The following is a 21,830-nucleotide window of genomic DNA, read 5'->3' on the forward strand; positions in this document are numbered from 1 at the left end:
CTTTCGTCGATGCGGACGATCAGCTGAAGTATCTTGCCTATACCACGGCCTTCTGTGTAATTCTTGTTGTGTGCGTGAGACCCGCGCACACGCAGCCGGGAGGCCGAATCATGACCGCTCAGCACGAGACCGCTTCGACCGCAGTCCCCGCCCAGCGGGCCGGGACCGACCCCGTTGCCGCGCTGAAAGCGCAGGTCACGGGCGATCTGATGGACATCGTCGTGGATCTCGACGCTGGCAACGGCTGCCGGCTCCGCGATGCGCGCGACGGTGCCGAGTACCTGGACCTCACGATGTTCTTCAGCTCCGCACCGCTCGGGCACGGACACCCCGGCCTGCGCACGCCGGAGTTCGAAGCCGAGCTGGTGCGCGTCGGGCGGGTCAAGCCCTCCAACCCCGACTTCGCCACCGAGGAGCAGGCCCGGTTCGCCGAGACCTTCCAGCGCGTCGTCGGGATCCCCGAACTCCCGCTGCTGTTCTTCATCGACGGCGGGACCCTCGCCGTGGAGAACGCGCTCAAGGTCGCCTTCGACTGGAAGACCAAGGTCAACGCCCGGCGCGGGGTCGCCGTGCGCGGCAGCCGCGTGATGCACCTGGAGAAGGCCTTCCACGGGCGCAGCGGGTACACGCTGTCGCTGACCAACACCGACCCGTCGAAGATCCGCGACTACCCGATGTTCGACTGGCCGCGCATCCCGAGCCCCGCCATCGAACCCGGTGAGCGGTGGGATTCCGACGCGCTGCTGCCCGAAGAGGTCCACGCGCTCAGCGCCGCCGAGGCCGCGCTCCGCCGCTACGGGGCCGAGATCGCCTGCTTCGTCTACGAACCCGTCCAGGGCGAGGGCGGCGACCGGCACCTCCGGCCGCAGTTCCTGCAGGCCGTGCAGCGGATGTGCGTCGAGCACGACGTGCTCACCGTCGCCGACGAGGTGCAGACCGGCGCGCTGACCGGTCAGGCGTGGGCGCACCAGGCTCTGGGCCTGGAACCCGACCTCGTCGCCTTCGGCAAGCGGCTGCAGGTCTGCGGTGTCATGGGCGGCCGGCGGGTTCTCGACGTCGCCGACAACGCCTTCCGCGAGCCCAGCAGGATCAGCTCCACCTGGGGCGGTTCGCTCACCGACATGGTCCGCGCGACCCGGATCCTGGAGGTCATCGAGGCCGAGGGCCTGTTCCCGCACAGCCGGGCAATGGGTGAGCTCATGCTGGCCGAGCTGCGCGACCTCGCGGCGGAGTTCCCGGCCCTGATCCACTCGCCGCGCGGCCGAGGGCTGATGTGCGCCATCACCTTCCACGACCCCGCGAACCGGGCCCGCGCCCTGGAGATCGCCAGGGAGGACCACCGGACCCTCTTCCTGCCGTCCGGCCCGGACTCGCTGCGAGCCCGGCCGCCGCTCTCGGCCCGCCCGGAGGAGATCCTCGACGCGGTCTCAGCCCTCCGCAAGACCCTGACCTCGCTCGGCTGACCGGAGAACTCGACGTCCACCTCCGGGGTTCCGGGGTGGGGGAAGTTTTCATGAAAACTTCCCCCACCCTGAGTCACGAACTAGATCCAACCCTCTTGCCAGGCCTTGCGGGCGGCTTCGTGGCGGGTGGCGACGTTGAGCTTGGTCATCGCGGCGGACAGGTAGTTGCGGACCGTGCCCTGAGCGAGGTGGACCTCGGCGGCGACGCCCGCGATCGTGCCGCCCTTGAGGGTGTGGCGGAGGAGTTCGAGCTCGCGATCCGTCAGCGGGCAGGAACCGCCGGTCAGGGCGGCGGCCGCGATCTCCGGGTCGATGTAGCGGCCGCCGGAGTGCACGTCGCGGAGGATGGCCGCGAGCTTCGTCGCCGGAGTCGTCTTCGGCACGAAACCGCGAATCCCCGCCTCCAGCGCGCGTTTCAGCACTCCGGGTCGCGCGTGCCTGGTGACCAGCACGATCGGGAGCTCCCCGGCGAGCTGACGGGCGGCCTCCACCCCGTCGAGCTCGGGCATCTCCAGGTCGAAGACGGCGATGTCGGGTGCGAGCCGGCGAACCGCCTCCAGCCCTTCGGCGCCGTTGCTGCACTGGGCCACCACGTCCAGGTCCGGTTCCAGCGCCAGCAGCGCGGCCAGCGCGCCCCTGATCAGGTCCTCGTCATCGGCCAGCACGATCCGGATCACAGCGTTGCCCGTGCTCATCAGCGGTTCCCCGGTTCCTCGGCGGCGCCGGTGAGCTCGAAGTGCTCGCCGTCGTGGCGGGCCTCGACGTGGCCGCTCAACGTGGCGAACCGGCTCTTGAGCCCGTCGATGCCCGAACCTCCTTCTCCACCAGGCGGATTCGCCGCGTCGTTGCGCAGGACGACGCGGGTGCTCGATCCTTCCACCACGATGTCCAGCGTGCAGTGGCGAGCCCGCGAGTGCCGCAGGACGTTCGTCGTCCCCTCGCGCACCAGCGCGCCGAACAGCGGTTGCAGCGGCGGCGGCACCTCGGTCGCGTCGCCGCGCACCTCGGTGCGCACGCCCGCAGCCTCCAGGATCTCCCGTGCGTTGGCGAGTTCGCCGGTCAGGGTGCTGTGCCGGTAGCCCTGCACGACCGCGCGGGTGTCGCGCAGCGCGGTGCGGGCCAGCTCGGCGACCTCCGCGGCCTGCGCGCGGGCCGCGTCGTCGTCCTTGCCGACCAACCTCTCGGCGAGCTCCGCCTTCAGCGCGATCGCCTGCAGGTGGTGGCCCTGCACGTCGTGCAGGTCCGCGGCGAAGCGCAGCCTTTCGCGAGCGATCGCCAGCTCGCCGCTGACCGACCGGGCCCGGTCCAGCGTCAGCACCATGTCCCAGAACCACACCACGCCCACCGTCAGAGCCGAGATCAGCGACACGATGACGACGGTGTAGAAGGCGAAGAACATCCCGATCATCGGGTGCGGGCCGCCGAATGCGCTGCCCACCCACGCGACCGCGGCGACGATCACCGTCGCGACGATCTGGATCGGCCAGCGCATCCGGGGCGCCGCCAGTGCCACGTGCACGCTCACCAGGCCGCTGACCGGGAGCATCCAGAGGATCCCGACCGGGTCCTTCGACATCGCGTAGCCCGCGGCGGCCAGCGCGGCGGCGAGCACCAGCCCGCGAGCCACCGGGTAGCGGGGACCGCGACCGAAACCGCGCATCAGCAGCGTCGACAGCACCGTCCCGTCCACCGCGACCAGCAGCGCGACCAGAGCGAGCACCACGATCTCGGCGGCGCTGTAGGGACCGGTGGCGAGGTTGATGGCCGGGAACAGCGCGTAGATCGGCATCATCGGCACGATCGACCACCACGTGTACCGGCGCAGCCGCGCGAGCCGGCGGGGGTCGAACTCGGTCGGGTCCTCGTTCACGTCCCCAGCATCGTGCATCCGGCCACTGCGGTGGCACCGGATCGCCGAGCTCATGACATCAGTCATCGGATCCGCTGACACCGCACCCGCGCAGCGCTGACGGAACGCTCTACCCGGCCGGACCGCGCAGGAGCAGGCTCGACGGCATGACACCAGTGATCGAAGCCCGCGGCCTGCGCTGCCGCTACGGCGCGTTCGAGGCGGTGCGCGGCATCGACTTCGAGATCCAGCAGGGCGAGCTGTTCGCGCTGCTGGGGACCAACGGGGCCGGGAAGACGACCGTGCTGGAGACCGTCGAGGGGCACCGCGCCGCCGCGCACGGGCACGTCCGGGTCTTCGGCGCCGACCCGCTGCGCGATCGCAGCATCCGCCGCCGGACCGGGATCATGTTGCAGGACGGCGGTTTCGCGGGCGACCTGACCGTCGCCGAGACCGCGCGGCTCGGTGCCGAGCTGCGCAGCGCGCCCTCCGACGCCGACGGAACGCTCGAAGCGCTCGGACTCGCCGCCCGCCGCAACGTCCGGGTCAAGCACCTCTCCGGCGGTGAGCGGCGACGTCTCGACCTCGCGCTCGCGCTGCTGGGCGAGCCGGAACTGCTGTTCCTCGACGAACCGACCGTCGGCATGGACCCCGAATCCCGCCGGACCACCTGGGATCTCGTCCGGGGCCTGCTCGGCAGGGGCACGACGGTCCTGCTGACGACCCACTACCTCGAAGAAGCCGAACGCCTCGCGCACCGCCTGGCGATCATGCACGAAGGCCGCATCGAGGTCGCCGGACGGCTCGTCGACGTCCTCGCCGAGCACCACGCGCGCATCACCTTCGCGGCTCCGCAGGACGTCGAGCTGCCGCCGCTGGTCGGCACCGCGACCTGGGTGGGCAACCGCGTCGACGTCCGCACACCGGAACTGCAGCGAGACCTGCGCACCCTGCTGAACTGGGCCGACGGGCACCTGGACCTGACCGGTCTGCGCGCTCAACCGGCCTCCCTCGAAGAGATCTTCCAGTCCGTCCGCGAGGAGGCTCCGGCGTGATGATGGTCCTGGCGCTCGCCCGAACCGAGCTGAAACTGCTGCTGCGCAACAAGACCGTGGCGACCAGCGCGCTGCTGATGCCGATCATGGTCGGCGTGTTCGTCTCCCTCAACCCGTCCTCCGATGCCGGCCCGGGGGTGTGGTCGGTGGTGATCTCGGCGCAGCTGCTGATGGTCCTCGGCCTCACCGTCTACTTCGCGGTCACGGCCGCGCTGGCCGCGCGCCGCGAGGACCGCTACCTCAAGCGGCTGCGCAGCGGCGAGGCGTCCGACGCCGTGATCCTCGCCGGCCTGCTCACCCCGGGCGTCGTGCTCGCCCTGCTGCAATCGGCGCTGATGCTGGGCATCTCGGCGATCATGGGCGCGCCGATGCCGGTGAACCCGCTGCTGATCGTGCTCGGACTGGTCCTGTGCACCGCGCTCTGCGTCGCGGCGGGGATCGCGACCAGCGGACGCACCTCCTCCTCCGAGCAGGCCCAGTTCACCACGCTGCCGCTGTTCCTCGTCCTGCTCGGTTCGTCGGTGCTCGGTGCCGCGAGCCCGCTCGCGTTGCTGCTGCCGGGCGTCGGACTGGCGACCCTGGTCCACATCGCGATGACCGGCAGCGGCCCGCTGCTGCCGGCGATCGGTTCGCTGCTGGCCTGGACCCTGCTGCTCGTGCTGCTGGCCAAGGCCTGGTTCCGGTGGGAACCGCGCTGATCATCGCCAGGACGGCAGCCACAGCTCGGCCTGCCAGTGCTCGTAGGAGATCGAATCCCCGTTGAGCACCGGCCACAGCCACACGAAGTTGGCGACCACGAGTCCGATGTAGAGCGACACCGCGAGCAGCCCGGTCTTGCGCCGCTCGTAGTGGTCCTGGGCGGTGCCCAGGACGTGGCCGAGCACCAGCACGATGCCCAGCACGAGGAACGGCACCAGCGGCGTGGCGTAGAAGTAGTACATCTGCCGCGACAGGTTGGTGAACCACGGCAGGTAGCCGGCGCCGTAGCCGACCAGGACCGCCGCGTAGCGCCAGTCCAGCCGGAACACCGCGCGCCACACCGACCACGCCGCGACCGGCAGCGCCAGCCACCACATCGCCGGGGTGCCGATCAGCATCGTGGCCTGCACGCAGCTGTTCCGCCCGCAGCCCGGCATCCCGGACTCGTAGTAGTAGAGCATCGGGCGAAGGCCCATCGGCCACGCCCACGGCTTCGACTCCCACGGGTGCGGGGTGTCCGGCGTGGTCAGGTGGGTGTGGAAGTCCAGCACGTTGAGCTGGTAGTACAGCAGCGACCGCAGCGCGTCCGGCAGTCCGCCCATGCCCACGTGGTCGTTGAGCAGCACCGCGTGCCGGTCGGTCGCGGTCTCGCTGGCGAACCACCCCGACCAGGTCGCGAAGTACACCAGCAGCGGGATGCCCACCAGCGCCCACAGCGCCGGTGCGGTGTCGCGCACGAGCGCCGCGCGCCACGGCCTGCGCACCCCGGCTGTCCGCCGGGCCAGCGCGTCCCAGATCACGCTGAGCAGGCCGAACGCCATGATGTAGTAGATGCCGTTCCACTTGACCCCGCAGGCCAGTCCGAGCATCAGACCCGCGCCGAAGCGCCACCAGCGGAAACCCAGCCGCGGTCCCCAGGTCGACGGGTCCAGCCTGCCGTCGGAGCAGACCTGCCACAGCCGCTCGCGCACCTGATCGCGATCCACCAGCAGGCAGGAGAAAGCGGCGAGCAGGAACAGCGCCTGGAAGATGTCGAGCATCCCGACCCTGGCCTGCACGTGGCTGAGCCCGTCGCAGATCAGCAGCACGCCGGCCAGCGCGCCGAGCAGCGTCGAGCGGGTCATCCGGCGGGCGATCCGCACGATCAGCAGCACCATCAGGGTGCCGAACAGGGCAGCGATGATCCGCCAGCCCCACGGCGTGTAGCCCAGCAGCCACTCGCCGATCGCGATCAGCTGCTTGCCGACCGGTGGGTGCGCCACCAGCTCGTAACCGGGGTTGTCCTCGTAGCCGCCGTTGCGCAGCATCTGCCACGCCTGCGGGACGTAGTGCTTCTCGTCGAAGACCGGAGTGCCCTCGTCGGTGGCCCGGCCCAGGTCCCAGAAGCGGACCAGACCGGCGACCAGGGTGATCACCAGCGTCACCACCCAGCCGCGTCGGCGGTCGGTGGGCATCGCGGTGTCCAGCAACGGAAGCGGGTCGGACTCCCCGGGACGGCGAGCTGACGGTGCGCGGCCGACCTGGACGAGTTCGTCGGCACCGCCGAACCTGCGGACTGGGGCGCTCACATCGTCGATCGTAAGGGGCGGGCGCGCCCTGCCCGGTCGCACCGTCGGGGTTCGATTTCCCGACCCGGCCTACGCTGTGTCGTCATGGACTCCGGCACCCTGCTGCTCGCCGCCACCCCGCTCGGCGACGCCCGCGACGCGTCCGCGCGGCTGATCGAGGCCCTCGGCTCGGCCGAGGTGGTGGCCGCCGAGGACACCCGGCGGGTCCGCAACCTCGCCAGCGCGCTGGGCGTTCACCCGGCGGGCAAGGTCGTCAGCTACTACGAGGCCGTGGAGTCGGCGCGCGCCCCGATGCTGCTCGACGCGCTGCGCGAGGGCACGACGGTGCTGCTGGTGACCGACGCCGGGATGCCGAGCGTGTCCGACCCCGGCTACCGGCTTGTGTCGGCGTGCGTTGCCGAAGGGCTGCCGGTGACGTGCCTGCCAGGACCGTCGGCGGTGACCACCGCGCTCGCGGTGTCCGGCCTGCCCTCCGACCGGTTCTGCTTCGAGGGCTTCCCGCCCCGCAAGAGCGGTGAGCGCCGGAAGTTCTTCGCCAGGCTGGTCGCCGAGGAGCGGACGAGCGTGTTCTTCGAGGCGCCGCACCGGCTGGCCGACGCCCTCGCCGACGCGGTCTCGGTGCTCGGGGAGCAGCGCCCGGCGGCGGTCTGCCGCGAGCTCACCAAGACCTACGAGGAGATCAAGCGCGGCAGCCTCGGCGAGCTCGCCGAATGGGCTGCCGACGGCGTCCGGGGCGAGATCACGGTGGTCCTCGGCGGTGCCGAGCAGGATGCCCCCGCCGACCCCGCGGAGCTGGTGGGGCGCGTGGAGCAGCGAGCCGCCGAGGGAATCCGCCTCAAGGACGCGGTGGCCGAGGTCGCCGAGCTCGCGGGAGTCCGCAAGAAGGAGCTCTACGACGCGGTCCTTGCCTCGCGGAAGTGACCCCGAGCGGGAGTGCGTGTCGCCCGTCGGCAGTTTTGGTCCGAATTGACCGGGCAAAAGGGACTTTGATCATGGACGGTTCGGACCAAAACCGCCCCTCGCCCCCGCACCGGAAACGACGATGCGCGGCCGACTACCCTTGAAGACCATGAGCGCCTCTGTGTTGACCGCTGTGGCCTGGCCGTATGCCAACGGTCCCCGGCACATCGGTCATGTTTCCGGATTCGGTGTGCCTTCGGACGTCTTCTCCCGGTACCAGCGAATGGCCGGCAACCAGGTGCTCATGGTCTCCGGCACGGACGAGCACGGGACCCCGATCTCCGTCCAGGCGGAGAACGAGGGCCTGACCACCCGCCAGCTCGCCGACAAGTACAACCGGGTGATCACCGAGGACCTGCAGGGCCTCGGCCTGTCCTACGACCTGTTCACCCGCACCACCACCGGGAACCACTACAAGGTGGTGCAGGACCTCTTCCTCGCGCTGCACCGCAACGGCTACGTGCTGCCGAAGACCACGACCGGCGCGATCAGCCCGTCGACCGGCCGCACGCTGCCCGACCGCTACATCGAGGGCACCTGCCCGATCTGCGGTTACGACGGCGCGCGCGGCGACCAGTGCGACAACTGCGGCAACCAGCTAGACCCGGCCGAGCTGCGCAACCCGGTCTCCCGGATCAACGGCGAGAAGCCGGAGTTCGTCGAGACCGAGCACCTGTTCCTGGACCTGCCGTCGTTCACCGAGTCGCTGGGCACGTGGCTGTCCACCCGGGACGGCTGGCGGCCCAACGTGCTCAAGTTCGCGCAGAACCTCGTCGACGACATGCGCCCGCGCGCGATCAGCCGCGACCTCGACTGGGGCGTGCCGATCCCGTTGGACGGCTGGCGCGACCAGCCCATGAAGCGCTTCTACGTGTGGTTCGACGCCGTCATCGGCTACCTGTCGGCCAGCGTCGAGTGGGCCCGCCGCACCGGCGACCCGGACGCCTGGAAGAAGTGGTGGACCGACCCGGCGGCCCAGGGCTACTATTTCATGGGCAAGGACAACATCACCTTCCACGCCCAGATCTGGCCGACGCTGCTGATGGGCCACAACGGCCACGGCGACAAGGGCGGCGAGGTGGGCCCGTTCGGCGAGCTGAACCTGCCCGACGAGGTCGTCTCCAGCGAGTTCCTGACCATGAGCGGGTCGAAGTTCTCCACCTCGCGCGGCACCGTGATCTACGTGCGGGACTTCCTGCGCGAGTTCGGCCCGGACACCCTGCGCTACTTCATCTCGGTGGCCGGCCCCGAGAACCAGGACACCGACTTCACCTGGGACGAGTTCGTCCGCCGCACCAACTTCGAGCTGGCCAACGAGTGGGGCAACCTGGTCAACCGGTCCATCTCGATGGCGGCCAAGAACAACGGCGCGGTCCCCGCGCCGACCGCTCCGGCGCCCGCCGACGAGGAGCTCAAGGCGCAGGCCCGCGCCGCGTTCGACACCGTCGGCACGCACCTGCGCAGCTCGCGGTTCAAGCTCGCCTCGCAGGAGGCGATGCGGGTGGTCTCGGCGGCCAACAAGTACCTGTCCGACCAGGAGCCGTGGAAGCTCAAGGAGGACCCGGACCGCCGCGACGCGGTGCTGCACACCGCGCTGCAGGTCGTCTCGGACGCCAACACGCTGCTCACGCCGTTCCTCCCGCACTCCGCGCAGAAGGTGCACGAGCTGATGGGCGGTTCCGGGGTCTGGGCCGCGCAGCCGGAGATCCGCGAGGTCGACGACCTCGACGAGCCGTCGCTGTCCTACCCGGTGCTGATGGGCGAGTACGCCGCCGAGCAGGCCAAGTGGGAGTCCACCGAGATCGAGGTGGGCCGCCCGCTGGACAAGCCGAAGCCGCTGTTCGCCAAGCTCGACGCCGAACTCGGCGAGACCGGCCCGGAGTGGGCCCCGATCCAGCCGTCCTGATGGGCAAGAAGGACAAGAGGCAGGAGCTGCCGCCGGTGCCCGAGGCGCTGGCGGCGGCAGCTGTCGATTCGCACACCCACCTGGACGCGTGCGGCGCCAAGACGGCCGAGGACGTCCGCGCGATCGTCGACCGCGCGCAGAGCGCCGGTGTCGGACGGGTGGTCACCGTCGCCGACGACCTCGACTCCGCTCGCTGGGCCGTCGAGGCCGCGACCTGGGACGAGCGGGTGTTCGCCGCGGTCGCGCTGCACCCGACCCGCACCAAGGACTTCAGCGCCGGCGACCGCGCCGCGCTGGAGGAGCTGGCCGCGCACCCGCGCGTGGTGGCGGTCGGCGAGACGGGGCTGGACTACTACTGGGACTACTCGCCGCCGGAGCCGCAGCAGGAGGCGTTCCGCTGGCACATCGACCTCGCGAAGCGGACCGGCAAGCCGCTGATGATCCACGACCGCGAGGCCCACGACGACATCCTGCGCATCCTCGACGAGGAGGGCGCTCCGGAGAAGGTGGTCTTCCACTGCTTCTCCGGGGACGCCGAATTCGCGAAGTCCTGCGTTGCCAAGGGATACGTCCTCTCGTTCGCCGGCACGGCGACGTTCCGCAACGCGAAAAGCCTTCGTGAGGCGGCAGAATCGGTCCCGCTGGAGCAGATGCTCGTGGAGACCGACGCGCCGTTCCTGACCCCGCACCCGTTCCGCGGACGGCCCAACCAGCCGTACTGCGTCAATTACACCCTTCGTGACCTGGCTGAACTCCGTGGAATGACCCCGGATGAGCTCGCAGTGGCCACCACCGCCACGGCAGAGCGAGTCTTCGGCCTCGATCAGGGGTAATCACAGCCCTGTAGTTCCTCACGCTGCGATTTCTGGTAGGCGGGTTCCGCCCGCGTCCGCTTGCGGTCCGCACGCCGACTCCTACCGTCCACTGTGGAAGCCGGTACGGGGGACACCCCGAACTCCGCGGGAGCTTCCCGCGGAGGTCCTCCTCAGCCGGAACCATCGGTTGTGAGGATGTGCAGTGAAATTGCATGGATTCACGAAGTGGACCGTTGCAGCGGCTGTCGCCGTCAGCGGTAGTGCCCTGGTCGCGGTGACCCCGAACGCCGCGGCGACCCCGAACGACGATCGAGCGGCGGTGTGGGACTCGCTCGCGAGGTGCGAATCCGGCGGCAACTGGTCCGCCAACACCGGAAACGGTTACTACGGCGGCTTGCAGTTCAGCCGCAGCACCTGGGCGGCGAACGGGGGCGAGCGGTTCACCCGCTACCCGCACCGCGCGTCGCGGGACCAGCAGATCGCGATCGCGGAGCAGTTGCGCGACGCCCGCGGCGGTTACGGCGCCTGGCCGGCGTGCTCGCGGAAGCTGGGATTGCCGCGATGACGTGAAATCGCCGCAATAACGCGAATGATCGTCGCGAGGGAGCTGGTTTCCCTCGTGCGTGGGGAGGGGAGGTCCGGCCCGAGCGCCCGAGAGAGCTCGGGCCGGACCCTTGCGCCGGGCTGTTTCCGCTGGCCCGGGCGTGGGTTGATCATGGATTTCAGGCTGGGACGGCCCGTGTTATATGTCACGGAAGCGGCTGGGGAGGCGGCTAACGAATCCTGTCGGTGCCCCCCGAATGGACTAATTTTTGCCGATCTTGACTACAGATCGTGTTGAGTTGCGTGGCAATTAAGTGTAACCGGGGTCACATGTCCGAATCAGGTCCTTGGCGGCCTCGCATGATCACGGTAGAGTCTCGGCCCCGTAACCGATGACAACCAGTCATGGGGAACGCCCGTTAGTCTCGCCGGTGTACGTCGGGGAAGTCTGCGGTGAGCGCATGGAGCTCGCTGCGACTAGGCGGCAATTGGCTTGCGGGAGTCGGATACAGACACGAAGCACGAAGGTTGTGCGCACGCGAGGAACGAGAGGGGTTGCGCGAGAAACATGAACTCGCCCAACGCATCTCACGTTCGTCAAATCGCGGTCGCGACTTTGCGCCTTCGGGAGGTAACGACCCTGTGAACGGACGTGGCGAGCCCGGCCATGCGCGTTTCGCGAATTCGCGGAGCGGTGGCTACTGGGCCGATTCCTTCGACGCGGCAACGGACTGGTTCACCCCGGTCCAGCCGACGGAGCAGCACACCGCGGTAGGCCTGCTCGATCGTCCGGACCCCCAGTGGTCCGACGAGCACCCGAGCTTCCCGGCCACCGGCTTCGAGATCACCCCGCAGGACGTCTACGACGTTCTCGGCCCCGACGCCGAGGACATGCTCGCGACAGCCGAGATCGACGTCGACGAGGTCATCCGGCTGATCAACGCCGAGACGACCGTCCTGCCCCCGATGGACTTCCTCGAGGCGATGCCCGAGGGCCAGGCGGGCGTTCTTCCGCAGCAGCAGACCGAGGCGATCACCGCGTGGAAGCGCCGCTTCCTCAAGGGTGCGGTCGCCGGCGTGCTGCTGACCCTGACCGGCAGCGGTGGTGCCGCCGCCGCGATGGACAAGTCGGTCACCGTCGAGGTCGACGGCCAAGAGCGCTCCGTCAACACCTACGACAACACCGTCGGCGAGGTCCTGGAGGACCAGGGCATCCGCGTCGGCCCGCACGACGCGCTGAGCCCCTCGCCGCAGGCCGAGGTCGGCCACGGCGAGACCATCACCCTCGACCGCGGGCGGCTGATCAAGCTCAACGTCGACGGCGAGGTCCGCGAGGAATGGGTCCGCTCGGTCACCGTCGAGCAGGCCCTGCGCCAGCTCGGCGTCAACGCCGAAGGCGCCGTCCTCAACGCAGACCGCAACATGCCCGTGCCCGAGCAGGGCATGGAGCTGTCGGTCCGCACCCAGAAGGACATCACCCTCTTCGACGGCAGCGGTGCGCCGAAGCAGCTGACCACCACCGCCGCCAACATCGACGAGCTCGTCAAGGAGCAGAAGCTCCAGCTCGGCCCGGACGACAAGGTCACCCCCGGCGCCGACGCCAAGCTGGTCACCGGCGCCGAGGTGCGCATCGACCGGCTGCAGAGCTCGGTGATCAGCGTGACCGTGCCGGTTCCGCCGCCGGTCCGCGAGATCGTCGACAACTCGATGTTCAAGGGCGAGGAGCGGGTCGAGTCCCCCGGCGAGGCCGGGGAGAAGATCCAGTTCACCCGGGTCACCACGCGCAACGGCGAGGAGTCCGAGCGCGATGTGATCGACGAGAAGGTCACCAAGGCCCCGGTCGAGAAGGTCGTCCGCGTCGGCGGCAAGCCCGCGCCGAACAGCGGCGTCTGGGACAAGCTCGTCCAGTGCGAAGCCACCGGCAACTGGGCCATGAACAGCGGCAACGGCTACTACGGCGGGCTGCAGTTCGACAAGTCCACCTGGGACGCCTACGGCGGCGATCAGTACGCCCCGTACCCGCACCAGGCCAGCCGCGAGCAGCAGATCTCGGTCGCCGAGAAGGTGCGCGCAGCCCGTGGCGGCAGCTACGGCGCATGGCCCTCCTGCTCCGGCAAGCTCGGCCTCGACTGAGCGTCACGCTCCACCGAGGAGGCACCCGTCGTCGCGACGGGTGCCTCCTTTTTGCATCACCCGCGCTGACCTCGTGAAACCGGCACGGGTAGGTTCTTCTGCGTGGATGAGCAGGGGGCGGCGTTGTTGGGCCCGGCCGACGTGCGCCGACTGGCCGACGAGCTGGGGATCAAACCGACCAAGAAGCTCGGCCAGAACTTCGTGCACGACCCGAACACCGTGCGCCGCATCGTTTCCGCGGCCGAGGTCGGTGCGGATGACGTCGTGCTGGAGGTCGGCCCGGGCCTGGGCTCGCTCACGCTCGCGCTGCTGCCGGAGGCCGGCGCCGTCACCGCGGTGGAGATCGACCCGGTGCTCGCCGAGCGGCTGCCGCGCACGGCCCAGGAGTTCGCGCCCCAGCTGGCCGACCGGCTCACCGTGCTGCCCGCCGACGCCCTGCGAGTCCGGGCCGCCGACTTCGCGAAGCCCCCGACCGCGCTGGTCGCCAACCTGCCCTACAACGTCGCGGTCCCCGTCGTGCTGCACCTGCTGGCCGAGCTGCCGAGCTTGCGCAAGGGACTGGTCATGGTCCAGTCCGAGGTCGCCGACCGGATGGCCGCGGAGCCCGGGAGCCGCGTCTACGGGGTGCCGAGCGCGAAGGCCGCCTGGTTCGCCGACGTCCGGCGCGCGGGGCCGGTGCCGCGCAAGGTGTTCTGGCCGGTGCCCAACGTGGACTCGGGCCTGGTCGCCTTCGAGCGCGTCGACCCGCCGTCCAGCGCTGCGCGGCAGGACGTGTTCCGCGTGGTGGACGCCGCGTTCGCGCAGCGGCGCAAGACCTTGCGCGGCGCGCTGTCGGGCTGGGCCGGTTCGGCGGCCCGGGCGGAGGAGCTGCTGCGCGCGGCGGGCGTCGATCCCGCGACGCGCGGGGAGCAGCTGCGGATCGCCGATTTCGCCCGGATCGCGGAGGTCGCGTCATCCGGGACGACCAGCTGAACCACTCGTCCGGTGGCTTGCGCACACCCACCGCGACGTCACTGAGGGTCACGAAAACACCACTGCGAGCGGAATAATTCCCGCTCCACTCGGTATGTGATGTGGCAAACGATTTCGGTCAGTGACGGCTATCAGCTTGCGTCGCGACCTGTCGATGGGTTCTACTATTCGGGAAATCCATCCCGAGCGGCTGAGAGACCTGGCTTGTTGACGCCGCAGCAACCACCCATCGCGGGCAGGTGCTAACGCCAGGACCGATGGAGTGACTGTGGATTCCAACGTGCGGTTAGCGAACCTGCCTGCCACCGGCGATGCCCGGTCCGAGGTACGCCACATCAGGGAACTGCTCACGCAGAGGCGGGTCATCGACAACGGCTTGCGCACGACCTGCGCATGTCGTCGCGAGATGTGACCTGGCCCTTCTTCCCTTCCTTTCCCTGAGAAGTTCCCCATGGCTGCTGCCCTGCGCGGGCGCGGCCGTTGCGAGCTGATGTGGAGCAGATCGTGATCTCAGTTGAGAACCTGACCAAGTCGTTCCAGCAGAACGGCAGTTCCGTCCGCGCCCTCGACGGTGTGTCGATGGAGGTCAACGCGGGCTCGGTGTGCGGCGTGGTCGGACCGAGCGGGGCGGGGAAGTCGACTCTGGCCCGGTGCATCGCGCTGCTGGAGAAGCCCGACGCCGGTGCCATCCGGGTCGACGGCACCGACCTCGTGTCGCTGGACGGCAAGGCGCTGCGCGCCGCCCGCAGGCAGATCGGCGTTGTCCCGCAGGGTGATTCGCTGCTGCGGCAGCGCACCGCGGCGGGCAACGTCGCGCTGCCGCTGGAGGCGGCAGGCATCGGCGGTCCGCAGCGGCGCAACCGCGTCGGCGAGCTGCTCGACCTGGTCGGCCTCACCGACAAGGCCGCCGCCTACCCGGACCAGCTCTCCGGTGGTCAGCGCCAGCGGATCGCGGTCGCCCGCGCGCTGGCCGCCAAGCCCTCGGTGCTGCTGGCCGACGAGCCGACTTCCGCGCTGGACCCGTCCACCACCGATTCGGTGCTGACCGTGCTCGACCGCGCGCGGGCCGAGCTCGGCGTCACCGTCCTGGTGGTCACCCACGACATGGCCGTGGTCCGCAAGATCGCCGACGACGTCGCGGTGCTGGAGGACGGCCAGGTCGTCGAGCACGGCAAGGTCCTGGACCTCGTCGCCGAGCCCGGCAGCAAGATCAGCGGCACCTTGCTGCCCGAGACCGACCAGGCCGAGTCGCTGCGCCCGACCTCGGGCCGCCACGACGTGGTCGCCGAGGTCGTGCTCGTCGGTTTCGCCGCCGTGGGAGCGCTGCTCCCCGAGGCCTCCAACCGGTTCGCCGTCGACTTGGCGATCCTGGGCGGTGGCCTGACCCGCCTCGGCGACACCCCGGTCGCCAAGTTCAAGATCGGCTTGACCGGTGAGCGCTCCGAGGCGGCGCTGAAGTGGATGGTCGAGCGGGACGCGCACGTCCGTCGCGCCCCGGTGAGCGTTGACGGAGTTGCTGCTGCGTGACTGATGTGACCCCCTGGTCGGAGGTCGGCGAACTGCTGGGCGAGGCAACGCTCGAAACGCTTTACATGGTGCTGGTGGCGACCGTGCTGGCCGTGGTCGGCGGGTTGCCGCTGGGCGTGCTGCTGCACCTGACCTCACCGGTCGGGCTCAACCCCAAGCCAGTGCTGAACAAGGTTCTCGGCGTGGTCGTGGACGTGGTGCGCTCGGTGCCCTTCGTGGTGCTGCTGGTGGTGCTCGCGTCCTTCACCAGGCTGCTGATCGGCACCTCGATCGGCAGCAGCGCGGTGATCGTGCCGCTGACCATCGGAGCGATCCCGTTCTTCGCGCGGCTGACGCAGAACGCGTTGCGCGAGGTCGGGTTCACCGTGGTCGAGGCCGCGATCACGACCGGCTCCAGCAGGCTGCGGATCGTGTGGACGGTGCTGCTCGGGGAGTCCCGGGCGGCGCTGGTCGGAGCCGTCGGCGTCACCGCGGTGGCGCTGATCGGCTACGCCGCGATGGCAGGTGCCATCGGCGGCGGCGGGCTCGGCACGACCGCGATCCAGGACGGCTACCAGGGCTACGACGACCGGATCCTCTACGGGTCCGTCGTCGTCCTGGGTGCGCTGGCCTTCGCGATGCAGCTGATCACCGATCGCACCGCCAAGCTCGTCGACCGCCGGCGCACCGCCGTCGGCTGAGGCCCCGAGCACGAACGAATTCCCTCACGCGCCTCGTCCCACGAGGACGGTGCGCTACCCCTGCCTGCCTGAGAACAGGCTCGTTGAAAGGACGCACGACATGCGTTTGCGCTTCGCCGCACTGCTCGCTTCGGCCGGGGTGCTGCTGGCCGCCTGCGGTGGTGGATCCGCCGCGGAGGACCCCAACGCGCCGCTGAAGATCGGGGTCAGCCCGACCCCGCACGGCGAGATCCTGCAGTACGTCGACGACAACCTGGCCGAGCAGGCCGGGATCGACATCGAGATCGAGAAGTTCGACGACTACAACCGGCCCAACGAGGCCGTCGCCAACGGCGAGCTGGACGCCAACTACTTCCAGCACGTGCCCTACCTGGAGGAGTACCGCAAGGAGCGCGGCGGCGAGTTCGCCTGGGTCGAGCCGGTGCACCTGGAACCGCTGGCCGTCTACTCCAAGCAGGCCAAGTCGCTGGCGGAGCTCCCGCAGGGCGCGACGGTCACGCTGTCCAACGACCCGGCCAACCAGTTCCGCGGCCTCAAGCTGCTGGAGCAGGGCGGTCTGATCAAGCTCAAGCCGGAGGCGGCCGTGGGCACCAGGGTGGACGCCGCCATCGCGGAGAACCCGAAGAACATCCAGCTCAAGGACCTGTCCCCGGACCAGCTGCCGCGTTCGGTCGACGACGCGGCCGCCGCGGTGGTCAACGGCAACTACGCGATCAAGGCGAAGCTGTCGAACCCGATCGTGGTGGAGAGCCCGCAGGGCAACCCCTACGCCAACGGCCTGGTGACCAGCCCGGCGCTGGCCAAGGACCCGCGCGTGCTCAAGCTCGCCGAGTTGCTGCGCAGCCAGCAGGTCAAGGACTTCATCAACCAGAAGTGGGGCGGCGTCGCGGTGGTCCCCGCGTCCTGACCCGCTCCGGGACCGATCGAACCGGGGAGAACCGCGGTGTTCGTGCGCGCGAACACCGCGGTTCTTGCGTTGAGGACCCGCTGTGCGCAGGGAAGTGGGCGCTGAGGTTCTCCGGCCACGTAGGCTCTTGGTGTGCTCTCCGTGGTTCCTACACCGATCACCGTCCGAGTTCCGGCGAAGGTCAACCTCCACCTCTCGGTTGGTGACGCGCGTCCGGACGGTTACCACGAGCTGGTCACCGTCTTCCAGGCGTTGTCGCTGACCGACGACGTCACGGTGATGGCGGCCGACGAACCTGGTCTGGAGGTCAGGGGAGAGGGCGCCGACGAGGTCCCCACCGGCCCGGACAACCTCGTGTGGAAGGCCGTTCGGCTGCTGGCCGAGCACTGCGGGCGCGACCCGGAGAACCCCGGCCTGCACATCTCGATCAACAAGGGCATCCCCGTCGCCGGCGGCATGGCCGGCGGCAGCGCGAACGCCGCGGCCGCGCTGCTGGCGGTCAACCAGCTCTGGCGGTTGGAGCTCGGACGCGACGAGCTCAGCGAGATCGCCGGGAAGATCGGCAGCGACGTGCCGTTCTCGCTGCAGGGCGGGACCGCGCTGGGCACCGGACGCGGTGAGCGGCTCGTCCCGGTCCTGGCCAGGCACACCTTCCACTGGGTCATCGCGCTCGACCGCGAGGGTCTGAGCACCCCCGCCGCCTACGGCGAGCTGGACCGGCTCCGCGAGGAGAACGGCAACGGCCGGATCGGCGAGGTGGAACCCCTGCTGGAGGCCCTGGCCTCCGGCGATCCCCGGCAGCTCGCGCTGCTGCTGGGCAACGACCTGCAGGCGGCGGCGGTCTCGCTGCGGCCCGGCCTGCGCCGCACGCTGCGCGCGGGAGTCCAGGCGGGAGCGCTGGCAGGCATCGTCTCGGGCTCCGGTCCGACCTGCGCGTTCCTCTGCACCGACGCCGACGAGGCCGTCCGGGTCGCGGCCGAGCTCTCCGGCGCCGGCGTGTGCCGGACCGTCCGCGTCGCCCACGGCCCGGTGCCGGGCGCCAAGGTCGTCTCCGAGGAGCCGGCCAACCGCCCCACCCCGCCCCAAGTCCACGCGTGACGCACCCGCAGTGATGGAGTAGTCGAAGTCTCGATGGTCAACCTGGTCAACCTGGAAACGGTCAGCAAGTCCTACGGCGTGCGCCCGCTGCTCGACGGCGTCTCCCTGGGGGTGTCGGAAGGCGAGCGGATCGGGGTCGTCGGCCTCAACGGCGGCGGCAAGACGACGCTGCTGGAAGTCCTCGCCGGCAACGCCGAGCCCGACGACGGCCGGGTCTCGCAGTCCCGCGACCTGCGGATGGCCGTGGTCACCCAGCGCACCGAGCTCGTCGAGGACGCCACCGTCCGCAACGCCGTCCTCGACCCGCACGGCTACACCGCCGAGCACGAGTGGGCCGCCGACCCGCGGGTCCGGTCGGTGCTCAGCGGGCTGGGCATGACGCGCCTCGGCCTGGACACGCCGGTCAAGAACTTCTCCGGCGGTGAGCGGCGCCGCGTGGCGCTGGCCGCCGCCCTGGTGCGCGACCTCGACCTGCTGGTGCTCGACGAGCCGACCAACCACCTCGACGTCGAAGGCGTGCGCTGGCTGGCCGACCACCTGCTGGAGCGCAAGTGCGCCCTGGTGATCGTCACCCACGACCGCTGGTTCCTCGACACCGTCTGCAACCGGACCTGGGAGGTCGTGGACGGCAAGGTCGAGCAGTACGAGGGCGGCTACGCCGACTGGATCTACGCCCGAGCCGAGCGCGCCCGGATCGCCCAGGCGACCGAGGACCGCAGGCAGAACCTGGCCCGCAAGGAGCTGGCCTGGCTGCAGCGCGGCGCCAAGGCCCGCACCTCCAAGCCCCGCTACCGGGTGGAGGCCGCCGAAGCGCTGATCTCCGACGTCCCGGAGCCGCGCGACTCCGTCGAACTGCTGGCCTTCGCCAAGCGCCGGCTGGGCAAGACCGTGCTGGAGCTGGAGGACGTCGATCTCCGCATCGGCGACCGGGCCCTGCTGGAGAACGTGACCTGGCGGATCGGGCCGGGCGACCGGATCGGTCTGGTCGGCGTCAACGGTTCGGGCAAGACGACGCTGCTCAAGCTGCTGGCGGGGGAGCGCGAGCCGGACGCGGGCAAGCGCGTCGAGGGCAAGACGGTGCGGATGGCGCACCTGACGCAGGAGCTGCACGACCTGCCGGGCAACTGGCGCGTGCTGGAAGCGATCGAGAACGTCGCCAAGACGGTCACCCTCGGCAAGTACGAGCTGTCGGCGTCGCAGCTGGGGGAGCGGTTCGGCTTCGGCAAGGGCAGGCAGTGGACGCCGGTCGGCGACCTCTCCGGCGGGGAGCGCCGCCGGTTGCAGCTGGCACGGCTGCTGATGGCCGAGCCGAACGTGCTGATCCTCGACGAGCCGACGAACGACCTGGACATCGACACCCTGCAGCAGCTGGAAGACCTGCTCGACTCCTGGCCGGGCACGATGATCGTGGTCTCGCACGACCGGTACCTGGTCGAGCGCGTCTGCGACAGCGTCCACGCGCTGTTCGGCGACGGGAGCCTGACCCACCTGCCGGGTGGGATCGACGAGTACCTGGCCCGGCGGCACTCGCTGCTGGCGGCGGAGAACAGCGTCGGCAAGCAGGCCGCGGACGCCGCCCAGTCGAGCGGCCTGTCGGGGGCCGAGGAGCACGCGGCCCGCAAGGAGCTCGCCCGCTACGAGCGGCAGCTGGACAAGCTGGCCAAGCGCGAGTCCGAGCTGCACGAGAAGCTCGCCGAGGCCGCTACCGAGCCCGACCGGCTGGCGAAGCTCAACGCCGAGCTCCAGTCCCTCCACCAGGAGAAGGACGACCTCGAAACGCGGTGGATGGAGCTGGCCGACCAGCTCGGGTAGACCCTGTCGTGGTCGTCCGATTCGGCTCGTCGTGCGGGGGAAGTTTTCATGTGAACTTCCCCCGACGAACCGGTCGAGCGTCGAGAGGTGCCCAGTCGAGGCCCGGATCGTAAGCTGCGTCACATGAGTCGGTTCGTGGAGACCCTGGTGGCGTCCGCCCGGCGGAACTCCGGCGAAGGAGCCCGCGGGCTGTTCACCGGAGAACCCGCCCAGCCCCGGTTCCGCAGCTGGGCGCAGGTGCACGCCGAAGCCCTGCGGATGGCCGGCGGGCTCACCGAGCAGCTCCGGCCGGGCGCGGCGGTGGCGATCCTGGCCGCCGATCCCAGGTTGATCGGACCGGCTGTGCAGGCGGTGTGGCTCGGCGGCGGCAGCGTGACGATGCTGCACCAGCCCACGGCGCGCACCGACCTCGCGCACTGGGCCGAGGACACGCTCGCAGTGCTGAAGATGATCGGCGCGCGCCTGGTGCTGCTCGGCCCGCCGTTCGAGCAGCTCGCCGGGGTGCTGGAGGACAACGGTATCGCCTACCGCGACCTCGCCGGGCTCGCCGCCACCGAAGCCGAGCCGCTGGCGGAGCCGGTCGAGGTCGGCGAGGACGAGACCGCGCTGCTGCAGCTGACCAGCGGTTCCACCGCTGATCCGAAGGCCGTCCGGATCACCCACCGCAACCTGCACGCCAACCTCCACGCGATGGTCACCGCCGGGGAGCTCGACCCGGAGCGCGACGTCGCGGTGTCCTGGCTGCCGCTGTTCCACGACATGGGGATGGTCGGGTGCCTGACCGTGCCGATGGCCATCGGCATGTCGACGGTCAAGGTCACCCCGTCCGACTTCCTCGCCGGGCCGCTGCTGTGGCCGCAGCTGATCAGCAAGTACCGCGCCACGGTCACCGCCGCCCCGAACTTCGCCTACGCCGTCGTCGGTCGCCGGATGGCGCGCGCCGAGGACGCCGAATTCGACCTGTCGAGCCTGCGCTTCACGCTCAACGGCGCCGAACCGATCGACCCGGCCGCGGTTCAGGCGTTCACCGACGCCGGGGCGCGCTTCGGGCTCCCACCGGACTCGATGGTGTGCGCCTTCGGGATGGCCGAGGCGACCCTGGCGGTCTCGTTCGCACCGCTGGGGCGCGGCCTGGAGACAGACGCGGTCGATCCCGAGGGCCTGGAGAAGCGGCGCGTCGCCGAGCCGGTCGACCCCGATGCTCCGCACGCGCGGCGGTTCGCGCTGCTGGGGCGCTCGCTGCCTGGCCTGGAGGTCGAGGTCGTCGACGACGAGGGCGACGAACTCGCCGACCGGCAGGTCGGGCGGCTGCGCATCCGCGGCGAAGCGGTCACGCCCGGCTACCTCACGGTGGACGGTCCGCAGGAGGTCCAGGACGAGAACGGCTGGCTGGACACCGGCGACGAGGGCTACCTGACCGACGGTCAGGTGGTGATCTGCGGACGCCGCAAGGACGTGATCATCATGGGCGGCCGCAACATCTACCCGGTCGACATCGAGCGAGCCGCGTGCGAGGTCGATGGCGTGCGCGCGGGCAACGCGGCGGCCGTCCGCCTGGAGGCGGGCAGCAGGCGCGAGCGGTTCGCGGTGGTCCTGGAGTCTCAGCGGGCGGGTTCGGAGGACGCGGAGAAGGCGCTGCGCAAGGAGGTCGTGGCCCGCATCGTCGACGCCGTCGGCGTCCGCCCGGCCGAGGTCGTGGTCCTGGCGCCGGGAACGCTCCCGAAGACCCCGTCGGGAAAGCTCCGCCGAGCAGCGACAGCGGACCTGGTCCCGCGGCACTAGCTCCCGGTTTTAGTCCAAACTGAGCCGACATTTCGGGCATTGATCATGCTCAGTTATGACT

Annotated in this window: 17 protein-coding genes, 1 pseudogene and 1 riboswitch; of the genes and pseudogenes, 15 read left to right on the plus strand and 3 right to left on the minus strand. The window is 70.3% G+C overall.

Annotation, left to right across the window (positions count from 1 at the left end; genetic code table 11):
* The first annotated feature begins 110 nt into the window (after positions 1-110).
* The gene (lat, locus tag ACYVF3_RS00235; protein WP_461152252.1) at positions 111-1,463 is read left to right on the plus strand and encodes an L-lysine 6-transaminase; all 1,353 of its coding nucleotides are present in this window, start codon (positions 111-113) and stop codon (positions 1,461-1,463) included.
* 80 nt (positions 1,464-1,543) lie between these two features.
* Here the strand turns inward: lat and ACYVF3_RS00240 are convergent, their stop codons facing one another.
* Complete coding sequence (locus ACYVF3_RS00240) at positions 1,544-2,158, minus strand: response regulator transcription factor (RefSeq protein ID WP_461152253.1); 615 nt, start codon at positions 2,156-2,158, stop codon at positions 1,544-1,546.
* Complete coding sequence (locus ACYVF3_RS00245; RefSeq protein ID WP_461152254.1) at positions 2,158-3,333, minus strand: sensor histidine kinase; 1,176 nt, start codon at positions 3,331-3,333, stop codon at positions 2,158-2,160. The genes ACYVF3_RS00240 and ACYVF3_RS00245 overlap by 1 nt, the downstream gene beginning before the upstream one ends.
* Before the next feature lie 146 nt (positions 3,334-3,479).
* Here ACYVF3_RS00245 and ACYVF3_RS00250 point away from each other — a divergent pair, with 146 nt between their 5' ends.
* Together ACYVF3_RS00250 and ACYVF3_RS00255 are read left to right on the plus strand one after the other, a co-directional pair.
* Positions 3,480-4,367: an ABC transporter ATP-binding protein gene (locus tag ACYVF3_RS00250; protein ID WP_461152255.1), complete on the plus strand. Its 888-nt coding sequence runs from the start codon at positions 3,480-3,482 to the stop codon at positions 4,365-4,367.
* The gene (locus ACYVF3_RS00255; protein WP_461152607.1) at positions 4,367-5,065 is read left to right on the plus strand and encodes an ABC transporter permease; all 699 of its coding nucleotides are present in this window, start codon (positions 4,367-4,369) and stop codon (positions 5,063-5,065) included. The genes ACYVF3_RS00250 and ACYVF3_RS00255 overlap by 1 nt, the downstream gene beginning before the upstream one ends.
* On the opposite strand, the gene ACYVF3_RS00260 is transcribed toward ACYVF3_RS00255, so the two are convergent.
* Positions 5,066-6,520 carry a dolichyl-phosphate-mannose--protein mannosyltransferase gene (locus ACYVF3_RS00260; protein WP_461152608.1) on the minus strand — a complete coding sequence of 485 codons (1,455 nt, stop codon included), beginning with the start codon at positions 6,518-6,520 and terminating at the stop codon, positions 5,066-5,068. It lies immediately after the preceding gene.
* A 198-nt stretch (positions 6,521-6,718) separates the two neighbouring features.
* Here ACYVF3_RS00260 and rsmI point away from each other — a divergent pair, with 198 nt between their 5' ends.
* The 12 genes and pseudogenes from rsmI to ACYVF3_RS00320 all read left to right on the plus strand — a co-directional run bounded on the left by rsmI (position 6,719) and on the right by ACYVF3_RS00320 (position 21,769).
* Positions 6,719-7,555, plus strand: coding sequence for a 16S rRNA (cytidine(1402)-2'-O)-methyltransferase (rsmI, locus tag ACYVF3_RS00265; RefSeq protein ID WP_461152256.1), 837 nt, complete (start codon positions 6,719-6,721; stop codon positions 7,553-7,555).
* 148 nt (positions 7,556-7,703) lie between these two features.
* Complete coding sequence (gene metG, locus ACYVF3_RS00270; protein WP_461152257.1) at positions 7,704-9,500, plus strand: methionine--tRNA ligase; 1,797 nt, start codon at positions 7,704-7,706, stop codon at positions 9,498-9,500.
* Entirely contained in the window at positions 9,500-10,333 is an 834-nt protein-coding gene (locus ACYVF3_RS00275) for a TatD family hydrolase (protein WP_461152609.1), read from the plus strand. The genes metG and ACYVF3_RS00275 overlap by 1 nt, the downstream gene beginning before the upstream one ends.
* Positions 10,334-10,628: 295 nt before the next feature.
* Positions 10,629-10,880: pseudogene (locus tag ACYVF3_RS00280) on the plus strand (transglycosylase family protein); the annotation flags it as partial.
* 620 nt (positions 10,881-11,500) lie between these two features.
* A complete protein-coding gene (locus ACYVF3_RS00285) occupies positions 11,501-12,991 on the plus strand; it encodes a transglycosylase family protein (RefSeq protein ID WP_461152258.1) in 1,491 nt (496 codons plus the stop codon).
* A gap of 102 nt (positions 12,992-13,093) precedes the next feature.
* Positions 13,094-13,963 carry a 16S rRNA (adenine(1518)-N(6)/adenine(1519)-N(6))-dimethyltransferase RsmA gene (gene rsmA / locus ACYVF3_RS00290; RefSeq protein ID WP_461152259.1) on the plus strand — a complete coding sequence of 290 codons (870 nt, stop codon included), beginning with the start codon at positions 13,094-13,096 and terminating at the stop codon, positions 13,961-13,963.
* A gap of 174 nt (positions 13,964-14,137) precedes the next feature.
* A riboswitch (SAM riboswitch) is annotated at positions 14,138-14,227 on the plus strand.
* Positions 14,228-14,467: 240 nt separating this feature from the next.
* On the plus strand, positions 14,468-15,490 hold the full coding sequence (locus ACYVF3_RS00295; protein WP_461152260.1) for a methionine ABC transporter ATP-binding protein: 1,023 nt from the start codon (positions 14,468-14,470) through the stop codon (positions 15,488-15,490).
* Positions 15,487-16,170 (plus strand): methionine ABC transporter permease, encoded by a 684-nt coding sequence (locus ACYVF3_RS00300; RefSeq protein ID WP_461152261.1) that lies wholly within the window; start codon positions 15,487-15,489, stop codon positions 16,168-16,170. The genes ACYVF3_RS00295 and ACYVF3_RS00300 overlap by 4 nt, the downstream gene beginning before the upstream one ends.
* Positions 16,171-16,270: 100 nt before the next feature.
* The gene (locus tag ACYVF3_RS00305; RefSeq protein ID WP_461152262.1) at positions 16,271-17,077 is read left to right on the plus strand and encodes a MetQ/NlpA family ABC transporter substrate-binding protein; all 807 of its coding nucleotides are present in this window, start codon (positions 16,271-16,273) and stop codon (positions 17,075-17,077) included.
* 141 nt (positions 17,078-17,218) lie between these two features.
* The gene (locus ACYVF3_RS00310; RefSeq protein ID WP_461152610.1) at positions 17,219-18,175 is read left to right on the plus strand and encodes a 4-(cytidine 5'-diphospho)-2-C-methyl-D-erythritol kinase; all 957 of its coding nucleotides are present in this window, start codon (positions 17,219-17,221) and stop codon (positions 18,173-18,175) included.
* Between the two features lie 33 nt (positions 18,176-18,208).
* Positions 18,209-19,987, plus strand: a complete 1,779-nt coding sequence (locus ACYVF3_RS00315) for an ABC-F family ATP-binding cassette domain-containing protein (RefSeq protein WP_461152263.1) — start codon at positions 18,209-18,211, stop codon at positions 19,985-19,987.
* A 123-nt stretch (positions 19,988-20,110) separates the two neighbouring features.
* Positions 20,111-21,769, plus strand: a complete 1,659-nt coding sequence (locus ACYVF3_RS00320; protein WP_461152264.1) for a fatty acyl-AMP ligase — start codon at positions 20,111-20,113, stop codon at positions 21,767-21,769.
* Positions 21,770-21,830: the final 61 nt, after the last annotated feature.

The organism is Saccharopolyspora tripterygii, from assembly GCF_054778355.1.

Excerpts from the sequence above, each read along its gene's own strand:
- lat (WP_461152252.1), top strand. The coding sequence starts at position 111 with ATGACCGCTCAGCACGAGACCGCTTCGACCGCAGTCCCCGCCCAGCGG.
- ACYVF3_RS00240 (WP_461152253.1), bottom strand. The coding sequence starts at position 2,158 with ATGAGCACGGGCAACGCTGTGATCCGGATCGTGCTGGCCGATGACGAG.
- ACYVF3_RS00250 (WP_461152255.1), top strand. The coding sequence starts at position 3,480 with ATGACACCAGTGATCGAAGCCCGCGGCCTGCGCTGCCGCTACGGCGCG.
- ACYVF3_RS00255 (WP_461152607.1), top strand. The coding sequence starts at position 4,367 with ATGATGGTCCTGGCGCTCGCCCGAACCGAGCTGAAACTGCTGCTGCGC.
- ACYVF3_RS00260 (WP_461152608.1), bottom strand. The coding sequence starts at position 6,520 with ATGCCCACCGACCGCCGACGCGGCTGGGTGGTGACGCTGGTGATCACC.
- rsmI (WP_461152256.1), top strand. The coding sequence starts at position 6,719 with ATGGACTCCGGCACCCTGCTGCTCGCCGCCACCCCGCTCGGCGACGCC.
- metG (WP_461152257.1), top strand. The coding sequence starts at position 7,704 with ATGAGCGCCTCTGTGTTGACCGCTGTGGCCTGGCCGTATGCCAACGGT.
- ACYVF3_RS00275 (WP_461152609.1), top strand. The coding sequence starts at position 9,500 with ATGGGCAAGAAGGACAAGAGGCAGGAGCTGCCGCCGGTGCCCGAGGCG.
- ACYVF3_RS00305 (WP_461152262.1), top strand. The coding sequence starts at position 16,271 with ATGCGTTTGCGCTTCGCCGCACTGCTCGCTTCGGCCGGGGTGCTGCTG.
- ACYVF3_RS00315 (WP_461152263.1), top strand. The coding sequence starts at position 18,209 with ATGGTCAACCTGGTCAACCTGGAAACGGTCAGCAAGTCCTACGGCGTG.
- ACYVF3_RS00320 (WP_461152264.1), top strand. The coding sequence starts at position 20,111 with ATGAGTCGGTTCGTGGAGACCCTGGTGGCGTCCGCCCGGCGGAACTCC.